An 18,468-nucleotide genomic window follows, 5' to 3' on the forward strand; every position below is an offset into this window, starting at 1 on the left:
CCCTCCCGCCCCGCCCCCCGCCGCCCCCCCCCCCCCCCCCCCGCCCCCGCCGCGGCCGGCAGGCGCGGCGGGCTCGCCGGTGGGGGCGAGCAGCGGCAGCGCCTCCGCGTGCGCACCCGCCCCGAGCCGCTCCGCCGCCTCGAGGAGGCGGTCCACGGGGCGCGCGACGGCACGGAACAGGAGCGCCGCCCCGAGCGCGACGCCGGCGCAGGCGCCCGCGACGACGACGAGCGCGAGCGCCCTGGGCGTGAGCGCACCGCGGGCGGCGAGCGGGAGCCCCGCGGCGAGGACTACCGCGGCCACGGCCGCGCCCGCCGCGGCGAGATCGAGCAGGAGGACGGGGCGGACTCCCGGACGCATGCTCAGCGGAACGCGCCGAGGGCGGGGAACGCGCGCGCGAGGAGCTCCGCCCCGTAGAGCCACTCGATCGCCCCGAGCGCGAGGAAGGGGCCGAACGGGACCGCGTTCTTCGGTGGGACCCAGTCCTCGTCGGCGGCCGGGTGCTCCGGCGGCGCGGGGGTGTCCTCCGTCGGCCCTCCGGACGTCTCCGGCGCGGCATCGGCCGGCGGCGTCTCGAGCCTTGCCGCCGTCTCGCCAGCGGGCACCTCGATCTCGGCGGGAGCGGACGCGGCAGGGCCCTCGGCCGGAGCAGCCTCGGTGCCCGCACGCGGCGGCCGCTCCCCGGTCTCGCCCTTGCCGAGCAGCACGAGCGCTATCCCGACGGCGCTCCCCTGGACGGACGCGAGGAGCACCACCGGCAGAAGCGCCCCGAGCCCGAGCCACGCGCCCAGCCCGCCGAGGAGCCAGACGTCGCCGAACCCGAGCGCCTCCTTCTTCAGGATCTTCTCCCCACCCCACGAGAGCGCCGCGAACGCGCCCCAGCCGACGCCCGCGCCCCAGAGCGACGACGCCAGCGACGGCGCGGCGCTCCAGCCGAGCGCGGAGGCGACGATTCCGGCGCCGAGGAGCGGCCAGGTGATGACGTGCGGCAGGAGCCAGGTGTCGAGGTCGATGAAGGCGAGCGCGACGAGCGCGAGGACGAGCGCGAGCTCCGCGCCCGCCGCCGGCGCGATCCCATGCCGGCGCCAGGCCAGGTAGCCCGCGGCGGCGCCGAGGAGCTCGACGAGCGGGTACCGGATCGAGATCGGCAGCGCGCACCTGCGGCAGCGGCCGCGCAGCAGGAGCCAGGAGACGACCGGGACGTTGTCGTACCAGGCGATGGGCTCCCCGCACCGCGGGCACCGCGATCGGGGCCGGACGACGGAGAGGCCCGCCGGGACCCGCGCGATGACGACGTTCAGGAAGCTCCCGAAGAGCGCCCCGACGAGCGTGAACCACGCCGCGACGAGGGCGTCCACCGGCCCGCTCATCCGCGCCTCCCGCGGCGATGCTCGACCCTTCGGCTCATGTCCGTGGCAGGTCGCCGAGCGCGATGGTCGCGCCGGTCCGGACCGCGTCCTCGGGGAGCTCGAACTCGACGGGCCGGCCGCCGTTCGAGGAGACGGTCCACCGCGCCTCGGACCGGAGGCCGGGCCGCAGCATGCCGCTCGGGAAGGGCAGCACGAGGGTCCACGCTCCGTCACGCCCGGCGTCCGTCCAGGCCTTGTAGGTGTGGGCGCGGCGGTTCTCGGTGAAGCGGAGCTCCGCGATGACGCGCGCCCCGGCGGCGGCCGTACCGCTGACGGCTGCGCCACGGACGCGCTCGTACGTCCAGAGGAAGGGCAGCGGGAAGGCGATGCCGTTCACGATGGCGGAGGAGGCGTAGCGCGGCATGAGGTGCGGCAGGTGCGGCACGTCCCAGCCCGGCACGGCCGAGCCCGCGATGAGCAGCGGCGACAGCGGGGCTGACCTCATGTAGCTCGCGTTCAGCGCCCCCCGCGCGAACGCGTTCGCGTCACCGGCGCCGGAGATCTCGCTTCCGGCGGTGGCGGCGCCCGCCACGACGGCGCCGATGCGGTTCCTCACCATGTACGCGTCGAGGTCGCCCGGGGTTCCCTTGAAGATGTCCACCGCGTTCCAGAAGGCTCGCTCGTCCAAATACGACCCGAAGCCGTTCACGACGACGGGCACGTCCGCCTGGACCTCGAGCTGGTGGCCGAAGGTCCAGTTGGACAGGACTCCACGGTCCGGCGAGGAGAGCGGCAGATCGCGGAGGTTGAACGCGGCCTCGAGGATGGGCTCGGGCTTCACGCGCGGCGCGAGCTGGACGAGGAGCCGGGTGGGTGGATCCGCGACGAAGAAGACGAGCAGCAGCAAGGAAGGAACTGCGCTCGCGCGCAGCCACGGCCAGCGCCGGCCGAGCTGTCGGCACGTCGCCGTCACCGCGAGCCCCGTCGTGACCGCGACGAACGGCACCGCGACGCGGCTGAAGCGGGTCTGGAGGAGCGAGAGCGCCGCGAGCGCGGCGGTGAAGTACAGCAGCGCCGCGATGCGCGGGCGCTTTCCGAGGCGCACCGCCACCACGAGCGACGCCAGCGGCAGGAAGAACCCGGCCCACCCGAGCGACCAGTACGACTGCATCCAGCGCGTCTCGTCCGTCGGCAGGCGCCCGAAGAGCGGCTTGAACTCGGCGACCGTGGCGAGCCACGGGTCCCGCCGGAACAGCCAACCCTGGACCCCGCTCGCCACCTCGAGGAGCGCGCCTCGCTGGAACGCGACGACGACGGCGACGGCGGACCCGAGGGCCGCGGCGGCGGCGACGAGGCGGGCTCGCCGCCGTCCGGGCTCGGCAGCCGCGATCCACGCCCACGCGCAGAGCCCGAGGCCGGCGGCGCCGAGGAGCGCGGGCTGGAGGAGCGACGGGAACTTGAAGCTGACGAGGTGACCGTGGTCCAGGACGGCGGGGATCGAGAGCAGCGCGGAGAGCGCGCCGGCCGCCAGGAGGGCGGGACCGCCCGAGCCGACGATCCCGCCGTCCTTCCTGGCGGCCCACGCGAGCGGCAGCGTCGCGAGGGCGACGTAGATCGGGGAGCCGCTGAACACCCAGACGGCCAGCGCCGCCACGATCGCGCCCTCGAGCTCGAACCAGGCGCGGGCCGGCGGCACGACGCCCCGGCGAACGGGCACGCGCGCGAGCGCCCACGTCGCGAGGAGCGTCATCGCGAGGGCCTCCACGACGTGGTGGTCGATGCGCCCCAGGCGCGAGTGCACGACCGCCTCCGGAAGCAGCGCCGCGGCGACGCCCGCGGCGAGCGCGGCGCTCTTCCACGAAGGGCCGGGCGCGACGCGCCTGGCGAGCCGCACCGTGGCCCACACGGTGAGGAGCCCCAGGAGCACGGGCCAGAGCGCGACGGCGACCCGGGTCCGAGCAGGGTCCGCTCCTCCCGCCGCGAGCGCGAACGCGGCCGCGGAGAGGTCGAACCCGTCCGCCCAGGGGCAGAAGCCACCCTCCGGCCAGTTCATGAGCGGATCGAAGTGCGGGACGCGCGGGAAGCGCTTCACCGTCTCGAGCACGCGGTGGAGGTGGTACGAGGAGTCGCCGTCGATCTGCGGCGCGAGCTCTCCCCGCCCGAGCACGGCGGGGAAGTTCGCGACGCGCGCCCACGCGGCGAGGAGGAGGATCGCGACGAGCGCCGCGAGCCCCGGCGCGGCGCCCCGCAGCCTCGAAGAATTCCAGCTCATGCGACGGCGCGCGCCGCGCCGCTCTCCGGGCGCGCCTCGGAGGACTCACCGAGCCTGCGGAGGAAGAAGTCCTCGAGCGTCTCGCGGTGGCGGGTGAGCGAGACGAGCCTGCTGCCGGAGCCGACGAGGCCGCGCACCGCGGCGTCCGCGGCCTGCTCGTCGTCGAACGCGACGGTGACCCGCGGCCCGTCGCACGCGACGATGCGCCCTCGCGAGAGGTGCTCGGACCCGCCGCAGAGCTCGACCGTCAGCTCGACGCTCCGGACGCGCGGCGAGAGCAGCTCGCCGATGCGGCCCACGTCGCGCAAACGGCCCCGCATGATCACGCCGACCCGATCGCAGAGGGCCTCCACGTCGGGCAGGATGTGCGTCGAGAAGAAGACCGTCTTGCCCGCCCGCTTCAGCTCGAGGATCAGGTCGCGGACCTCCTTGCGCCCCACGGGGTCGAGCCCGCTCATCGGCTCGTCCAGGATGACGAGCGCTGGATCGGCGACCAGCGCCTGCGCGATCCCGAGCCGCTGCTGCATGCCCTTCGAGTACTTCCGGATCTGCCGGTCGGCGGCGCTCGAGAGCCCCACGAGCTCGAGCAGCTCGTCGCACCGGCGGGGCGCCAGCGGGCGCGGCACCTCCGAGAGCGCCGCGAACAGCCGGAGCGCCTCGCGGCCGGTCAGGAACTCGTGGTACGCGGGGTGCTCGGGGAGATAGCCGATCCGCTTCTTCGAGGCGTTGCTGGGGATCGGCGCGTCGAAGATGGAGGCCTCGCCCGCGGTCGGGTAGATGAGCCCCATCAGCATCTTGATGGTGGTCGTCTTGCCCGCGCCGTTCGGCCCCACGAAGCCGAAGATCTCGCCCTCGTGCACCTCGAGGCTGACATCCTCGACCGCCCGCACCTTCCTTCGCCTGAAGCCGACCTCGAACGTCTTCGACAGGCCCTGGGTCCGCAGGATCATTCGAGCGCATCTTCAGACGCACCCGGCACGCTGTCAAAGCGCGGGCGGTCGGAACGGCTGACGAGAATCGTCACCTGTTCCGACCCGGACCGACCGAACGCGGCAGGGGACGCCGGAGGCCGTCCTCGTGTTTCGGAGGGGTTGGAGAGGCCGTGGCCCCTGGCATCCCGCTCGCAGAGGGCTGCCGCATGAGAACCGGGCGCCGGCTGTCGACACGCGGCGTCCCACAGCAGCGTCGGCGCGTCCACCTGGTCGCCCGGCTCATCCAGGAGGTCACATGAAGAAGACGAAGGGCTTCACCCTCATCGAGCTCATGATCGTCGTCGCGATCATCGGCATCCTCGCCGCCATCGCCATCCCGAACTTCCTGCGCTACCAGCTCCGCTCGAAGGCGAGCGAGCGCAAGATGAACATCGAGGCGATCTTCAAGGCGCAGGAGGCGGGGCGGCAGCGCGAGGGCGGCGTGTACAAGAACCTCGGGGTCACGCCGAGCGGCACGCCTTCTGCGACGAAGATCGTCTGGCAGACCGGTGATTACACTGCCGCTGGCGGGTTGGACTGGGTGGTGCAGGGCTCGACCTACGGTCAGTACGCCGCGAACCAGGCTGGAAACGTCGCGGTCTCGGTCTGCGGCTGGACGGATATCGACGCGGACGGCCAGTACGCCGGCGACGCGCTGTGGCAGCCGCAGATCCGGGCGAACGGGACCGAGGGCGTGAAGGCTCCCGACGCACCCTGCGCCTCCGCTGTCGATGTGAGCGGCCACACGGGTGGCAAGGTCTTCGCGTTCGGCACGGATGCCCCGGGCCAGGTGACGACTCTTTCGGGCGAGTCCTTCTTCTAGGCCTCGTCTTCGCGGCCGGACGGGCCGCGAGGTATTCTGCGCGGCACCGCCCGACACCGGGCGGTGCCGCTCTTCGTTCGGTGCCCCGATGAAGCGCCTCCACGCCTCCGTGCTCGTCCCGGCCGCCCTCCTCGTCGTGCTCGCGTTCGCGCTGTCGCGCGCCGCGACGCAGGTGTTCCGGATGCAGGAGGCGCAGCGCTTCGACATCCGGTACCTGCCCGCGAGCCGGCCGCTGCGGGCGCTCTCCCCGGCCGTGCAGCTCAGCGTCGCCAACTACTGGTGGCTCCAGACGGTCCAGTACCTGGGCGATCAGGCGCTGCGACGCGGCTCCTTCGAGCAGGTCTTCCCGCTCGTCGATCTCGTCACCGACCTCGACCCGGGCCACGGGTACGCGTACCAGACCGGCGGCCTCGCCCTCTCCTCCGCGCTGCGGCTCGAGGAGTCCGACGCGATCCTGAAGAAGGGTATGCAGCGCGGTCCGGGCTGGTGGTCGTACCCGTTCTACATCGCCTTCAACGACTTCTATTACCGCGGCGACTACGCCTCGGCGGCGCGCTGGGCGGAGATCGCGGCCCGGACCCCCGGCGCCTCGACCCGGATCTCCGCCCTCGCCCTCGCCCTCAACGTGAAGAGCGGCGCTCCGGAGCACGCAGTGCGCTTCATCGAGGAGATGCTCGCGTCGGCGACGGACGAGGGGCTGCGCGCGGGCCTCGAGGAGCAGTACCGCTCCGCCCGCCTGCAGCACGGGTTCGCGATCCTGGACGCAGCCGTGGAGCGCTTCCGGGCCGCTCGCGGTCACGACCCGGCGCGCCTCGAGGACCTCCTCGCTGCGGGCTTACTGGAGCGCGTCCCGGAGGAGCCGTTCGGCGGCGCGTACGTGTGGCGCGACGGCGCCGTTCACTCCACGGGGCGCGACGTCCGGGTCGAGCCCGCCGAGCCGGGCCGGCTGCGCCGCCCCGTGCCGTACAAGGACGCACGATGACCAAGGTCCTCCTCCTCGCGTGGGTGACGCTCCGCGAGGCGCTGCGGCAGAAGCTCGCGGTCAACCTGCTCGTGTTCGCGCTGCTGCTCATCGCGGCCTCGATCACGCTCTCCGAGCTCACCTACGGCGAGCAGCACCGCATCATCTCCGACCTCGCGCTCACCTCGGCGCAGCTGTTCGGCACGCTCATCGCCGTGTTCCTCGGCGCGGGGCTGGTCGCGGGGGACGTGCAGCGGCGCACGATCTACCCCATCGTCGCGAAGCCCGTCGGGCGGTGGCAGTACCTGCTCGGCCGGTACGCGGGGCTCGTCCTGACCCTGTGGCTCAACCTGCTCGTCATGGCCCTCGCGAGCGGGGGCGTGCTCGCGGTCTACACGGGCGGGCTCGCCTTCCTCTCGAAGACCCCGCTCGTCGCCGCCTTCGTCGGCATCGCTGCCCAGCTCGCCATCGTGGCCGCGATCGCGACCGTCTTCTCGAGCATGACCAATGCGACGCTCGCCGCGATCTTCACGCTCGCGCTCGCGCTCGCCGGCCACTTCTCCCGCGACGTGTTCGTCTTCTACAAGGAGCGGCAGCTCGTCCGGTGGGTCGCGTACGTCATCCCGAATCTCGGCGCGCTCGACTTCAAGATCCAGGTCGTCTACCAGACCGCCATCCCCGCGGCCCGCGTCGCCTGGCCGCTCGCCTACGCCGCGCTGTACGTCGCGTGCGCGCTGGCGCTCGCCTCCGCGTCGTTCGCGCGGCGCGACTTCCGATGATCTCGCGGTAGTACGCGGAGGTACGTCGGCTTCGCCGCGGACCTGGCGCGCCGCAGGTCGGCGCCACGCCCACATGCAAACTTTAGCGACCGCTGCAACGAGTAGCGTCGCCGCCGGCCATCGGCACCTTTCGCTTCGTGCAACGACCCGGCGTTTCTAGGAATCTCCAGGAATCGACCGCCCAGTCGTGGGCCCGCGGCTTGCTTGGCGTGAACCCATGCGCCGGAGCCGCGGGTTCACGCTCATCGAGCTGATGGTGGTCGTCGCCATCGTGGGGATCCTCGCCGCCATGGGGATGGTCGTGTACCGGATGGCCCAGCGGAACGCGAACCTGGGCAGCGCGACGTTCGAGCTCGCCATGAAGCTCTCGGGGCTCAAGGCGCAGGCCATCTCGGACCAGAAGGACTACCTCCTGGTCCTCGTCGACGGCACGGATCCGGCGGCTTGCGGTGCGCTCGCCCGCGCCACCTGCACGCGCTACTTCATCCTGCGCGACCCGAACGCCTCCTGGACGCTCGCCGCGTTCTCTGCGGCGAGCTCCGCCACGAACGCGGAGTACGTCGACGAGGTCGCGATGCCGGCCGGCGTTCGCCTCGACCCGAGCGCCACGGGCGCGCCGCCCGCTCCGTTCGCGGCCATCCCCCTGTTCGATGCGGACCTGACCGCGACCGTCTCCAGCAAGAGGCGCTTCGCCTTCCGCTTCGCTCGCGACGGGAGCGTGTCCGCCGAGGGTGCGTCCGGGAAGCCGGGCTACGCCTTCGCGCTCACGACCGAGACCGACTCCCCCGCGGCCGACCGGCGAGGCATGGTCGTCGCGTTCCCCGCCGGCATCGTCCGCACCTTCGCCCTGAACTAGGAGCCGCCTCCATGCAGAGCCGCGCAAACGAGCGCCGTCCGCCGCCGCGGCGCGAGGCTGGGTTCACGCTCCTCGAGGTGATGATCGCGCTCGTCGTCCTGACCATCGGGCTGCTCGGGATGATGCAGATGCAGATCATGGGGATCACCTCCAACCAGGGCGCGCGGGTGCAGACGACCGCGTCGCAGCTCGCGACCGAGCTCGCCGGCGCGCTGGAGGCGCTGCCGTTCGACGACTCGCAGAGCCGACTCTCCGGACCCGCCGCCACCGCGACGCCGCCGGCGGGGTTCGGGCGGCTGCTCGAGGCCGGCACCGGCGGGAGCAACGTGCATACGTGGGACGACTCCACCAACACGGTCCCGGGCGCTCGCCTCGACGCCGCACTGGAGTCGGATCCGCTCGACCCAGGCAAGCCGCTGTATCGCCGACGCTGGACCGTCTGGAACTACTCGGCTGAAGGCACCGCGAGCGGCGCCTCCGCGAGCAAGGTGATCGCCGTGTCGGTCATCTACCACGAGCGCGGGAACGGCACTCCGCGCGAGGTGGTGGTCCTCTCGCAGCGCTCGAACGCTGGGCTCGCCCTCTCCTACGCCGCGGCGTACCGATGACCTCCATGCGCTCCCGCCCCTCCCCACGCGGCGTCACGCTGGTCGAGCTCCTCATCGCGATGGCGGTGTCCGCCATCGTGCTCGTCGGGATCGTGGCCGTCGTGCAGGCGCAGCAGCAGGCCTACACCGACGGGCACCGCGTCCGCGCGGCACAGTCGTCAGCGCGGAGCGCGCTCCTGTTCCTGGAGCAGAAGCTGCCCCTCGCCGGCTACGGAATGGCGCCGTCCCTCGCGCTGGACCTCGACCGGTACACCTCCGGCCCGTGCCCCGCCCTGCTGCAGGTCTCCGGCGCGTGCAAGCGGGACCGGACCGACGACTCGGACGAGCTCGTCTTCTACGCGCGAAATCCCTCCTACTGGATCCCGCCCACCGGGGTGGGGACGGCGGCGGGACACGCCTGGACGCTCACGACCTCGGGCGTCACGACCGCGGTGGCGAACATCCAGGCCCGCGACGGCGACGTCTTCCGCAAGGGCCGGATCCTGCAGGCGGTCTGCGAAGGGGCGAGCCAGTACGCTTACTTCACGGTGAGCACGACCACGCCTGCGCCCGCCGGTGGCGGTGCCGTCGCGGTCCCGCTCGAGGCGGCGGTCAGCGGCGATCCCTTCAAGCGCCAGGACGCGGCCACCGACGACTGCTTCGAGACCGGCACGGCGCGGGTCTTCGAGATCGACCGCTACCGCCTGCACGTTCGCCCGGTGACCGTCGGCACGCAGACCGATCCGTTCCTGGTCCTCGATCGCGGCGTGGACTCGGCCGGGAGCACCGCCGTCGACGAGGCGGACGAGGAGTTCGTCGCGGAGGGCATCGAGTCGATCCAGGTCGCGTACGTGCTCGCGAACGGCTCCGTCGTCGGCGCGACCTCGGGCACCGCGATCACGCTCACCGCAGGCGCGCCCGGGTCGGCCTCCAGCTCGAACGCGCTCACGACCCTGCAGTTCCCCGGCGCGGCGCCGGCGCCCGACGAGAGCCTCTACTCACCGACGAGCTGGTACCGGTACCTCATGAACCCCCCGGATCCGGCGCGCCTGACGGACCATCAGGCCAACATCCGCGCGGTGCGCATCGCGCTCGTCGCGCGCTCGCCGGAGCCCGATCCGAACGAAAGGGGCACCGCCCCCATCCTGCGGCTCAACCAGTCCGCGGTGCCGAGCTGGGCGGGCGCCGTTGGCGTGCAGGACGGGTACGAGCGCGTCGCGTTCGAGGCCACCATCGCCCTCCCCAACATGCTCTCGCAGGGCATGGTGTTCTTCTAGGAACGCCTCCATGAGACCTCGCGCGGCACCCCGCGGCAGCACCCTCGTCATCGCGCTCATCATGCTCGCGGTGCTCTCCGTCATCGGCGCCGCCGCCGTCCTCCTGTCCTCGCAGGAGCGCCGGAACGCCTCGGCCATGTCCCGCGTGGATCAGCTCACGGCCTGCGCGCAGGCGGCCCGGGCGAAGATCTGGGCCGAGATCGCGCGCTACGGGCCCCGGTACCTCTCGAGCGACGATCTGCTCACCACGCCCCTCGAGATCTCGGGGATCGGCAAGCTCCAGGCGCCCGCGCACTACGGGTCCACCGAGGCCATGAAGGTGAACGAGGTGGTGCTCGCCGTCGAGAAGGCGGTCAGCGACGGCGCACCCACGCCCGTCGTGGACCTCACGAACCGCACCGCGTCGCCAGACGCGCTCACCTCCGGCCGCGCCTACCGCGTCGTGGCCCGGTGCACCGACGCGCAGAACCGCGAGCTCGAGGTCGAGTTCGCGATGCGGTTCGCCCTGTTCTAGCTCGAGGCTCCGCGCATGCTCTCCTCACGACGAAACGCGCTTCGATTCGCCGCAGCCGCGGCGGCGGCCGCCCTCCTGCTCCCCGCCGCGGACGCGCCGGCCGAGACCTGCTTCACCCCCGCGGCCGCTCGTGGGCTCGTCGCGACGAGCTACACGGACACGCTCCTCAACGGCGCCGACCCGGAGGACGCGACCTTCTTCACGAGCGCGGGCGGCGTCCCGAACATCTTCATCCTGCTCGGCAACCCGACCTCGATGCGGCGCCTGCCGCCGAACGGCCCCTCGTCGTACCCCGGGACGCGTCCACCTCTCGAGAACCCGCTCGACGCGATCCCCACGCTGAGGCCCTTCGACGCGGACTGCGACCTGATGGCGGGCTGCCCGGTGATGGGGTGCGGGGACGATCCCGTGTCTGCGGCCTACCTGGGCGACGGCTCTCTCCTCAAGTGGCTGCGAGAGCGCTCGTTCCAGTCCCCCTGCGGCCAGGTCGCCACCGCGGGTGCCGCCGGCACCTACAGCGCGTCCATCGACTACGCCGCCGAGGGGAAGGCGTGCCCCTACTATTCCCAGGGAGTCAACGCCACCGTCCCAGCCTTCGACACGAGCCATCCGGGCGGCTACGACCCCGACTTCTACTGCGGGAGCAACGGCGACACGGTCGCGTGCGGGGCCCGGACGAACTTCTTCGACAAGGACCTCGTCTACCACGACACCGTCGTCGAGACTCCGGCCGGGCTGCCGTTCAACGCGAGCGACGGCTGGACCGCCCAGAGCGTCAACCCGGCGGCGCGCAAGAGCGGCACCATCCTCGCCGTCGACAACTTCTGCAGCAACACCTACGGCAACGCGGATCAGGGCGCGGTGTCCAAGGCGAGCATCTGCGCGTCGTGCCTGCGAACGCGCGGCTTCTTCCTGGACGGGAGGCAGTTCCGGACCACGGTGGACGGCGTCGCGAACGTCACCTATCCGTCGATCTATTTCCTGGGGAACTGGCTCAACTTCTACCCGCCCAAGTTCGTCGTGGCGCGCAAGATCATCAAGGACGTGGTGAAGGACAAGGCGAACGTGCGCATGGGCCTCGCGCACTTCGGCGACACCGGCGCGGACCACACCTCCGGCGAGTGGATGTCGCTCGCGCCGACCTGCGATCAGCCGGACTCGAACTGGACGGCCTCGCGCAGCACCTACATCAACGAGATCAACTCGTTCCACTTCAACAAGGGCGCCCCGCTCGCGCGCGCGCTGCTCGACCTCGGGCAGTACTACCACACGCCCGAGCTGCCCTGGTTCGACCTCGGCACGACCTGGAACGCCAACACCGGGACCACCGGGAGCGGCGCGTCCACGAACCAGCAGTCGATCTGCTACGCGTGCCAGGCGAGCTCCATCATCGTCATGCTGGACCGCGCGCCCTCCTCGACCGAGGGCAACGCGCTGCCAGCGGGGAGCGTCGACGCGACCGCAGCCGAGACCCAGTACGCCGGCGCGACGACGACCGGCGTCGTCCCGGACACCACCGGCGCGACCGGGATCCCCACCTCGCTCTGTACCGACTGCGCCAAGTTCCCCACCGAGAAGGACTGGCTCAACAACCCGATCCGCGTCGCGTGGTACCTGCACAACTTCGATCTCCGGCGGAACAACGAGAGCACCGAGGACTGCGCCGCCATGGGCGGCAAGCAGGTCCTCGACGTGTACACGCTCGGGCTCGGCGCCATCAACGACGGCGCGACCATGCTCCAGTCCGTCGCGAGGATGGGCGGTGGCGCCTACGAGGCGGCGAACGACGCCCCGACGCTGAAGCAGGCGCTCGAGAACATGTTCCTCACCATCAGCGAGCGCTCCACGTCGTTCAGCGTGGCGACGGTCTCCACCCTGCAGACGACCTCGGGCCAGTCGGTGATCGTGCCGCGCTTCGAGCCCGGCGCACCCAGCGATCGGCTCTGGCAGGGCCACCTCCTCCGCTACGAGCTCTACAGCGAGTTCATCAACGCCTGCCAGGAGACGGCGGACGGGACCGGCGCGGGAGACCTCGACTGCGACGGCAAGTGCCTGAGCGTCTTCCTCAAGGACAGGGACGGCGACTTCATCCAGGAGGACGGCACGGGCGCCTTCCGCAAGAACGACCCGCCGGACGCGGCGCCCTGCTACCAGGCCTCGGCGTGCGTGGACAAGGGCGGGACGTGCGCCGTCGCGGGCACGGCGGCCGCCGCCGAGTACTGGGACGCCCAGAAGGCGATGCGGGCGCCGAGCTGGCTGACGGACCGTCGCGTCTACACCGTCGTGGACGACGCCGGCCCGACCGGCGCCGGGCCCGACGGCAAGATCGACGCCTACGACACGGTGTTCCGCCTCGAGCCCAACGACATCGTCGCGACGAAGCTCCTGCCCTACCTCGCGCTCGAGGGCGGCGTCTGCACCCAGCTCGCCCTGAAGCTCGGCGCGGCCGGCGACGCCCTCACCGCGAACGCCGTCTCCGCGTCGCGCCTCTTCTGCGCGAAGACGCTCATCCGCTACGTGCTGGGTGCGGACGTCTTCAACGAGAACGAGGCGAAGCCCGAGCAGGGGCTCTGGCCGAAGGCCGCCGACGACGCCGGGCAGGACACGCTGCCGAATCGCTTCCTCATGCTCGGCGACATCTTCCACTCCGCGCCCGTGGTCGTGGATCCGCCCCTCCCGCCCGACGGCATCCTGTGCCCGAACGGCCTCCACAACCAGTGCCTCACCTCGCTCTGGGGAACGCCCGTCCCGGATCTCTCCAGCACGGAGGACGCCTACGCGGGCTACGCGAAGAGCGACACGTACAAGAACCGCCGCAAGGTCGTGGTCGTGGGCGCGAACGACGGGCTCCTGCACGCGTTCGACGGTGGCGCGTGGGTCGCGAACCTGAACGATCCCACCACGAGCGGCATCGACGAGTCGAAGCCTCCCTTCAACGGCTACTACACGCGCGGCACCGGGGCGGAGCTGTGGGCGCTCCTCCCGCCGGACATGCTGCCGAAGGTCGGGCTCCTGCTCCAGGGGCACCAGCTGTTCGTGGACGGCTCGCCCATGGTGCGCGACGTCTGGGTGGACGGCACGGAGAACGCCCTCGGCTCCGCCTCGGCCCTCAAGGACGGCAAGAAGGGCAAGGCGGAGTTCCACACGGTCGCCGTGGTCGCCGAGCGGCGCGGCGGGACGCACTACTTCGGCCTCGACCTGACGGACGCGACCAAGCTGCCGTCGGAGACCGGTCACCAGGCGCCGAAATTCCTCTGGATCTACCCCCAGCCCACCGACAAGGAGTCGCTCTCGTTCGGCGCGACGTACGCGGACTTTCTGCCCGTCGGGCCGCCCATCGGCCCCGTGCGCATCAAGTCCGACTCGACCTCGAACGCGCTGTTCGGGACCCTGCCGCAGTCGACGCTGACCATGTCCGTCCCGGGCGCGACGACGGGGACGTCCACCGCCGTCCCGTATCACGAGCGCTGGGTGGCGCTCCTCTCTGGCGGCTTCGATCCCCAGTTCGTCCGCGGCCGCGGCGTGCACATGGTGGACGTCTGGACGGGCGACGAGCTCTTCGACTTCAGCCTCCCCACCCAGCAGGAGAGCCCCGCCCCCGCGACGGACGATCCGCGCTGGAAGCTCCGCGCGCCGGTGCCGGCCACGGCCGCCATGATCGTGTGGGGCAAGAGCGCCCGCCGTCTGGAGTCCTCGCCCAACGACGGCTACTTCGACACGGCCACCTTCGGAGACGCCGCCGGCCAGCTGTGGGTGCTCCGCTTCAGCGATCCGGGCGAGCTCGACGCGACCACGAAGAAGGTGACGAACTGGTACGGCGCGCGCGCCTTCGAGCTGGAGGGTTGCGCGGGCCAGCCGTTCTTCTACATCACCGCGAACGCCGCCATCCCCGGGGGCATCCTGCGCACGTTCGCGGGCACGGGCGATCGCTACAACCTGCTCGACCGGTTCGGCGGCACCTGCGGCCCGGACAACGTCCGGGCCTGCGTGCAGCGCGGGTGCACCGTCACGATCGCGGACGCCACGAACTCCATCTGGTCGACCGGGCTCGGCAAGGAGTCCGGAGCCGCGACCCTGAACGCGTGCACGGCGTCCGGCGCCCTGTCCTCCACGCGCAGCCAGACCGAGCCGAGCGCCACGGCGTGCACGCTCTCCGCCCAGGCGAAGGTCTCGATCGACTGCACGGGCGCGAACGACACCGAGAAGAACGTCACCGTCGCCTGCTCCGACTCGGCGGCCGGGCTCTCGTGCACCCGCTCCGGCACGAACGGCCTCTTGCTCAACCTGGGCGACTCCACCTCCCCGATCCAGCGGGACAACTGGTTCATCTCCGCGCGCGTCTTCGGGGACGACAACCTGCGCCCGGTGTTCCGCACCGCCGCCGAGGCGAAGACCTACGACACGAACCGGATCAAGCTGACGGGCTCGGGCGACACCGCGACGCCGCTCGTGCTGATCGACGGGAACGACACCGCCGGCCCCTTCGCGTCCGCCACCGACGCGGGCTGGGCGCTCCACTACAACCACGACGGCACGATGACCGCCGACGACCACACCTACCCCGTCTCCCGGTACGACGAGCGCACCTCGTCGACGACGGCCCTGTTCCGCTGGCTCTCCTGGAACACGATCCAGACCGCGTCGCAGGCCGGCGTGACGCGCAGAACCGGGTCGAGCTGTCAGGTCGCGCAGTGCACCGCGGTGAACCGGCGCGTCGCGTACCACTACATCGTCGATCCGGTGAGGGGGAGCCCGGTCCTCGACGAGGGCGGCACCGCCGTGTTCGCCCGGGCGCAGAACACGCTCGTGCCGACGATGGGCGATCAGGCGACGGTGTTCGTGAACCAGAAGGGACAGGTGCAGGTCGGGCTCACGGCGGTGAACCCGGAGAAGGGCGCGTCCAACGTCTCGACGGCGGTGAGCCGCGATCCGGTCCCGAGCTACGGCGTGATCCAGGTCTCGAAGGGTCTGCACGACTGCCGCCACAACCCGAGCGCGCCGAACACCTGCAAGTGAGCCGCGGCGAGTCGGGGCGGCGCCCTCAGTCGCGGCCGATCCCGAACTTCGCGAGCCGGTAGCGCAGCGAGCGGAAGGTGAGGCTGAGGAGGCGCGCCGCCTCGGTCTTCACGCCGCCGGTGCGCGCGAGCGCCTGCTCCAGCAGGTGGCGCTCGATCGCGTCGAGGTGCGCCTGGAGGTCCATGCCGGCGTCGGGGAGCTGCGCCTGCGCGTCGGGCAGCGCCGCCGCGCGACCGCGGAGCGCGGGCGGCAGCACGGCGGGGTCGATGGTCTCCGCCGCCCCGGCCAGCGTCACCGCGCGCTCGACGACGTTCGCGAGCTCGCGCACGTTGCCGGGCCAGTCGTGCGCGAGGAGCGCGCCCTCGGCCTCGGGCGAGAGGCGCGGCACCGGGCGTCCCGCCTCTGCGGCGAAGCGCGCGAGGAAGTGCTCGAGGAAGAGCGGCACGTCCTCCTTGCGCTCGCGCAGCGCCGGGACGCGGATCTGGATGACGTTGAGCCGGTAGAAGAGGTCCTCCCGGAACCGCCCGCGCTGCACGTCCTCGGCGAGCTCGCGGTTCGTCGCGGCGACGATGCGCGCGCCCACCGCGAGATCGCTCTGCCCGCCCACGCGCCGCACGCGCCGCTCCTGCAGCGCGCGGAGGAGCTTCACCTGGAGCTGGGGCGGCAGCTCGCCGACCTCGTCGAGGAAGAGCGTGCCCGTCCCGGCGACCTCGAACAGGCCCGCCTTGGCCTCCGTCGCGCCGGTGAAGCTCCCCTTCTCGTGGCCGAAGAGCTCGCTCTCGAGGAGCCCCTCCGGGATGGCGCCGCAGTTGATGGCGACGAACGGCCGGTCGGGGCCGGCGCCGCGGTGGATCGCCCGCGCGACCACCTCCTTGCCGGTGCCGCTCTCGCCCATGACGAGGATGGTCGAGCGGGAGCGGGCGACCCGCTCCACGAGCGAGCGGACCTCCTCGATGCCGGCGGAGCGGCCGAGCAGCTCGGGCTCGGCGAAGGTCGCGCCGGCGCGGTGGCGGAGCGCACGGTTCTCCGCGACGAGCGCGCGCCGCTCGAGCGCCTTCGCGACCACGAGCTTCAGCTCGTCGAGCTTGAACGGCTTCAGGACGTAGTCGTACGCCCCGAGCTTCATCGCCTGGATGGCGTTCTCGGCCGTCGCGAACGCGGTGACGATGACCACCTCGGTCGCGGGCGAGTGCGTCTTCACCGCCGCGAGGACGTCCATCCCGGAGCCGGCGCCGAGCCGGAGATCGGTCACCACGAGGTCGAGGTCGCCCTGGGCGGCGCGCGCCACGGCTCCCGGCGCGTCGGCCGCGAGGTGCACCTCGTGACCCTGCTTGCGGAGCAGGATCTCGAGCATGTCGCGCATGGACGATTCGTCGTCGACGACCAGGATCGAGGCCACGGCGCATCCTAACCCGGGGCGCCTGCGCCGCCCGCGTCCGCGCCCTCGCGCGGGAGCAGGACCACGAAGCGCGTCCCACGCCCAGGAGACGAGTCCACCGTCACGCTGCCGCGGTGCGCGTCGACGACGCGCTGGACGGTGGGGAGCCCGAGGCCGGTGCCGTTCCGCTTGGTGGTGAAGAACGGGAGGAAGATGCGGGGCAGGTCGGCGGCGGGGATCCCCGGGCCATCGTCCTCGACCACGAGGCGCGCGCCCTTCACGTCGGGCCCGCAGGCGACGCGCACGCGCCCGGCCCCGCCCTCGCGCGCGGCGGCCGCCTGGGCGGCGTTCACGAGGAGGTTCCAGAACACCTGGCGCGTCTGGTCCGGGTCGCAGGCGACCGTCACGGGCGAGAGGTCCTGCTCGACGGTCACGCGAGCGGCGGTCGGATCGTTCGCGAACACCCGCAGCGCCTCGTCGAGGACGACGGAGAGGTCGGTCCGGACGCGCCGGAGCGGCGCCGGGCGGGTGTACTCGAGCAGGTCGTTCACGAGCCCGTCGAGCCGCGCCGCCTCCCGGAGCACGATGTCCATGAGCCGGCGCTCGTCGGGCGGGAGCGCCGCGTTCGTCTGCAGGAGCTCCAGGGAGCCGCTCATCGCGGCGAGGGGGTTGCGGAGCTCGTGGGCGAGCCCGGCCGCCACCCGGCCCAGGTCCGCGAGCCGGCGGCTGCGCTGGACGGCGTTCTCCATCTCCCGGAGGGCGGTGAGGTCCTGGAAGATCACCGCGCTGCCGATCGCGGCGGCCGCCGGGCCGCGCAGCGGGAACGCCGAGTACCCGAGCCGGAGGGGCCGCCCGGAGGGGCCCGTCCACTCGACCTCGCCGCGCGGCGTCGCCTCGCGGAAGGCGCCGAACCGCTCGGTCGCGGGCCGCCCGCGCACCTCCTCGAGGCGGAGGCCCGTGAGCAGCTCCCCGGCCGGATTCAGGTAGGTGACCTTGCCGGCGAGGTCGAGCGTCATGAGCCCGCTCGTGAGCGACGCCACGATGGACTCGTGGAGCGCGGTGATCTCGGCGAGGGCCCCCTCCTGCGCGACGATCCGCTCGCCCGCCGAGCGGAGCTGCTCGGCGAGGTAGGAGGAGAGGAACGCGACCGCCACGAACGAGGCGGCGTGGACGAGGAGCGTGATGCGCGAGACGTCCGCGCCGTGCGGGTCGACCCGGAGCGCCACGGTGAGGTAGGCGGGGACCGCCAGCGCGGCCGCGAAGAGCGCGCCGCGCCGGAAGAGCAGGATCGCGCCGTTCACGACGCCGATCGAGAAGATCACGACGAAGACCGACGCGGAGTACCCGGTCACCGCGACGACCGCGGTCGCGACCAGCACGTCGAGGACCACCTGCGCGTAGGCGAGCGAGGTCAGGCCCCGGCCGGCCCGGAGCGCGAGCGCGGTGGCGAGCGCGACGAGGTACGTCGCCGCCACGACCGCGTAGAGAGGCAGGAGGTCCCGCTCGATGACGGGGCCGAGCTCGAGGTTCACGACGATGGTGCCGGCGAGGAGCACCGTCACCGTGACGACGCGGAACAGCGTCAGCCAGCCGAGCTTCCGGCGAAGCCCGTCGCGAGGCGCGGCGGCCGGCGGCTCCGCCGCGGGCTCCGTGGCGAGGGCGGCGGCGGTCGGCTCCACGGCGCC

General features: G+C 72.4%; 13 protein-coding genes and 1 pseudogene. 8 read left to right on the forward strand and 6 right to left on the reverse strand.

Annotated elements, in window-relative coordinates; genetic code table 11:
* The 4 genes and pseudogenes from MNZ29_RS10325 to MNZ29_RS10340 form a co-directional block, all read right to left on the reverse strand.
* Positions 1 to 360 (reverse strand): annotated as a pseudogene (locus MNZ29_RS10325) (hypothetical protein); the annotation flags it as partial.
* A gap of 2 nt (positions 361 to 362) precedes the next feature.
* On the reverse strand, positions 363 to 1,358 hold the full coding sequence (locus MNZ29_RS10330; protein ID WP_242339428.1) for an A24 family peptidase: 996 nt from the start codon (positions 1,356 to 1,358) through the stop codon (positions 363 to 365).
* Positions 1,359 to 1,404: 46 nt separating this feature from the next.
* Positions 1,405 to 3,621 carry a hypothetical protein gene (locus MNZ29_RS10335; protein WP_242355089.1) on the reverse strand — a complete coding sequence of 739 codons (2,217 nt, stop codon included), beginning with the start codon at positions 3,619 to 3,621 and terminating at the stop codon, positions 1,405 to 1,407.
* Positions 3,618 to 4,571: an ABC transporter ATP-binding protein gene (locus MNZ29_RS10340; protein WP_242339432.1), complete on the reverse strand. Its 954-nt coding sequence runs from the start codon at positions 4,569 to 4,571 to the stop codon at positions 3,618 to 3,620. Before MNZ29_RS10340 ends, MNZ29_RS10335 begins: the two co-directional genes overlap by 4 nt.
* Before the next feature lie 277 nt (positions 4,572 to 4,848).
* On the opposite strand from MNZ29_RS10340, the gene MNZ29_RS24930 reads away from it, so the two are divergent.
* The 8 genes from MNZ29_RS24930 to MNZ29_RS10380 all read left to right on the forward strand — a co-directional run bounded on the left by MNZ29_RS24930 (position 4,849) and on the right by MNZ29_RS10380 (position 15,405).
* Positions 4,849 to 5,415, forward strand: a complete 567-nt coding sequence (locus MNZ29_RS24930; protein ID WP_308197057.1) for a prepilin-type N-terminal cleavage/methylation domain-containing protein — start codon at positions 4,849 to 4,851, stop codon at positions 5,413 to 5,415.
* Between the two features lie 88 nt (positions 5,416 to 5,503).
* Positions 5,504 to 6,397: a tetratricopeptide repeat protein gene (locus MNZ29_RS10350; protein ID WP_242339434.1), complete on the forward strand. Its 894-nt coding sequence runs from the start codon at positions 5,504 to 5,506 to the stop codon at positions 6,395 to 6,397.
* Complete coding sequence (locus MNZ29_RS10355; protein ID WP_242339436.1) at positions 6,394 to 7,155, forward strand: ABC transporter permease; 762 nt, start codon at positions 6,394 to 6,396, stop codon at positions 7,153 to 7,155. Before MNZ29_RS10350 ends, MNZ29_RS10355 begins: the two co-directional genes overlap by 4 nt.
* A 217-nt stretch (positions 7,156 to 7,372) precedes the next feature.
* Complete coding sequence (locus MNZ29_RS24440) at positions 7,373 to 8,011, forward strand: Tfp pilus assembly protein FimT/FimU (RefSeq protein WP_277957256.1); 639 nt, start codon at positions 7,373 to 7,375, stop codon at positions 8,009 to 8,011.
* An 11-nt stretch (positions 8,012 to 8,022) separates the two neighbouring features.
* A complete protein-coding gene (gene pilV, locus MNZ29_RS10365; protein WP_242339438.1) occupies positions 8,023 to 8,619 on the forward strand; it encodes a type IV pilus modification protein PilV in 597 nt (198 codons plus the stop codon).
* Positions 8,620 to 8,624: 5 nt separating this feature from the next.
* The gene (locus MNZ29_RS10370) at positions 8,625 to 9,875 is read left to right on the forward strand and encodes a PilW family protein (RefSeq protein ID WP_242339440.1); all 1,251 of its coding nucleotides are present in this window, start codon (positions 8,625 to 8,627) and stop codon (positions 9,873 to 9,875) included.
* A gap of 10 nt (positions 9,876 to 9,885) precedes the next feature.
* Complete coding sequence (locus tag MNZ29_RS10375; RefSeq protein WP_242339442.1) at positions 9,886 to 10,389, forward strand: pilus assembly PilX N-terminal domain-containing protein; 504 nt, start codon at positions 9,886 to 9,888, stop codon at positions 10,387 to 10,389.
* Positions 10,390 to 10,404: 15 nt separating this feature from the next.
* On the forward strand, positions 10,405 to 15,405 hold the full coding sequence (locus MNZ29_RS10380; protein WP_242355090.1) for a pilus assembly protein PilY: 5,001 nt from the start codon (positions 10,405 to 10,407) through the stop codon (positions 15,403 to 15,405).
* A gap of 25 nt (positions 15,406 to 15,430) precedes the next feature.
* Here the strand turns inward: MNZ29_RS10380 and MNZ29_RS10385 are convergent, their stop codons facing one another.
* Together MNZ29_RS10385 and MNZ29_RS10390 are read right to left on the reverse strand one after the other, a co-directional pair.
* Positions 15,431 to 16,804 (reverse strand): sigma-54 dependent transcriptional regulator, encoded by a 1,374-nt coding sequence (locus MNZ29_RS10385; RefSeq protein WP_242355092.1) that lies wholly within the window; start codon positions 16,802 to 16,804, stop codon positions 15,431 to 15,433.
* Positions 16,805 to 16,812: 8 nt separating this feature from the next.
* Positions 16,813 to 18,462 (reverse strand): nitrogen regulation protein NR(II), encoded by a 1,650-nt coding sequence (locus MNZ29_RS10390; protein WP_242339448.1) that lies wholly within the window; start codon positions 18,460 to 18,462, stop codon positions 16,813 to 16,815.
* Positions 18,463 to 18,468 lie beyond the last annotated feature (6 nt).

The sequence above is a fragment of the Anaeromyxobacter sp. SG64 genome, from assembly GCF_022690745.1.
Taxonomy (GTDB): domain Bacteria; phylum Myxococcota; class Myxococcia; order Myxococcales; family Anaeromyxobacteraceae; genus Anaeromyxobacter; species Anaeromyxobacter soli.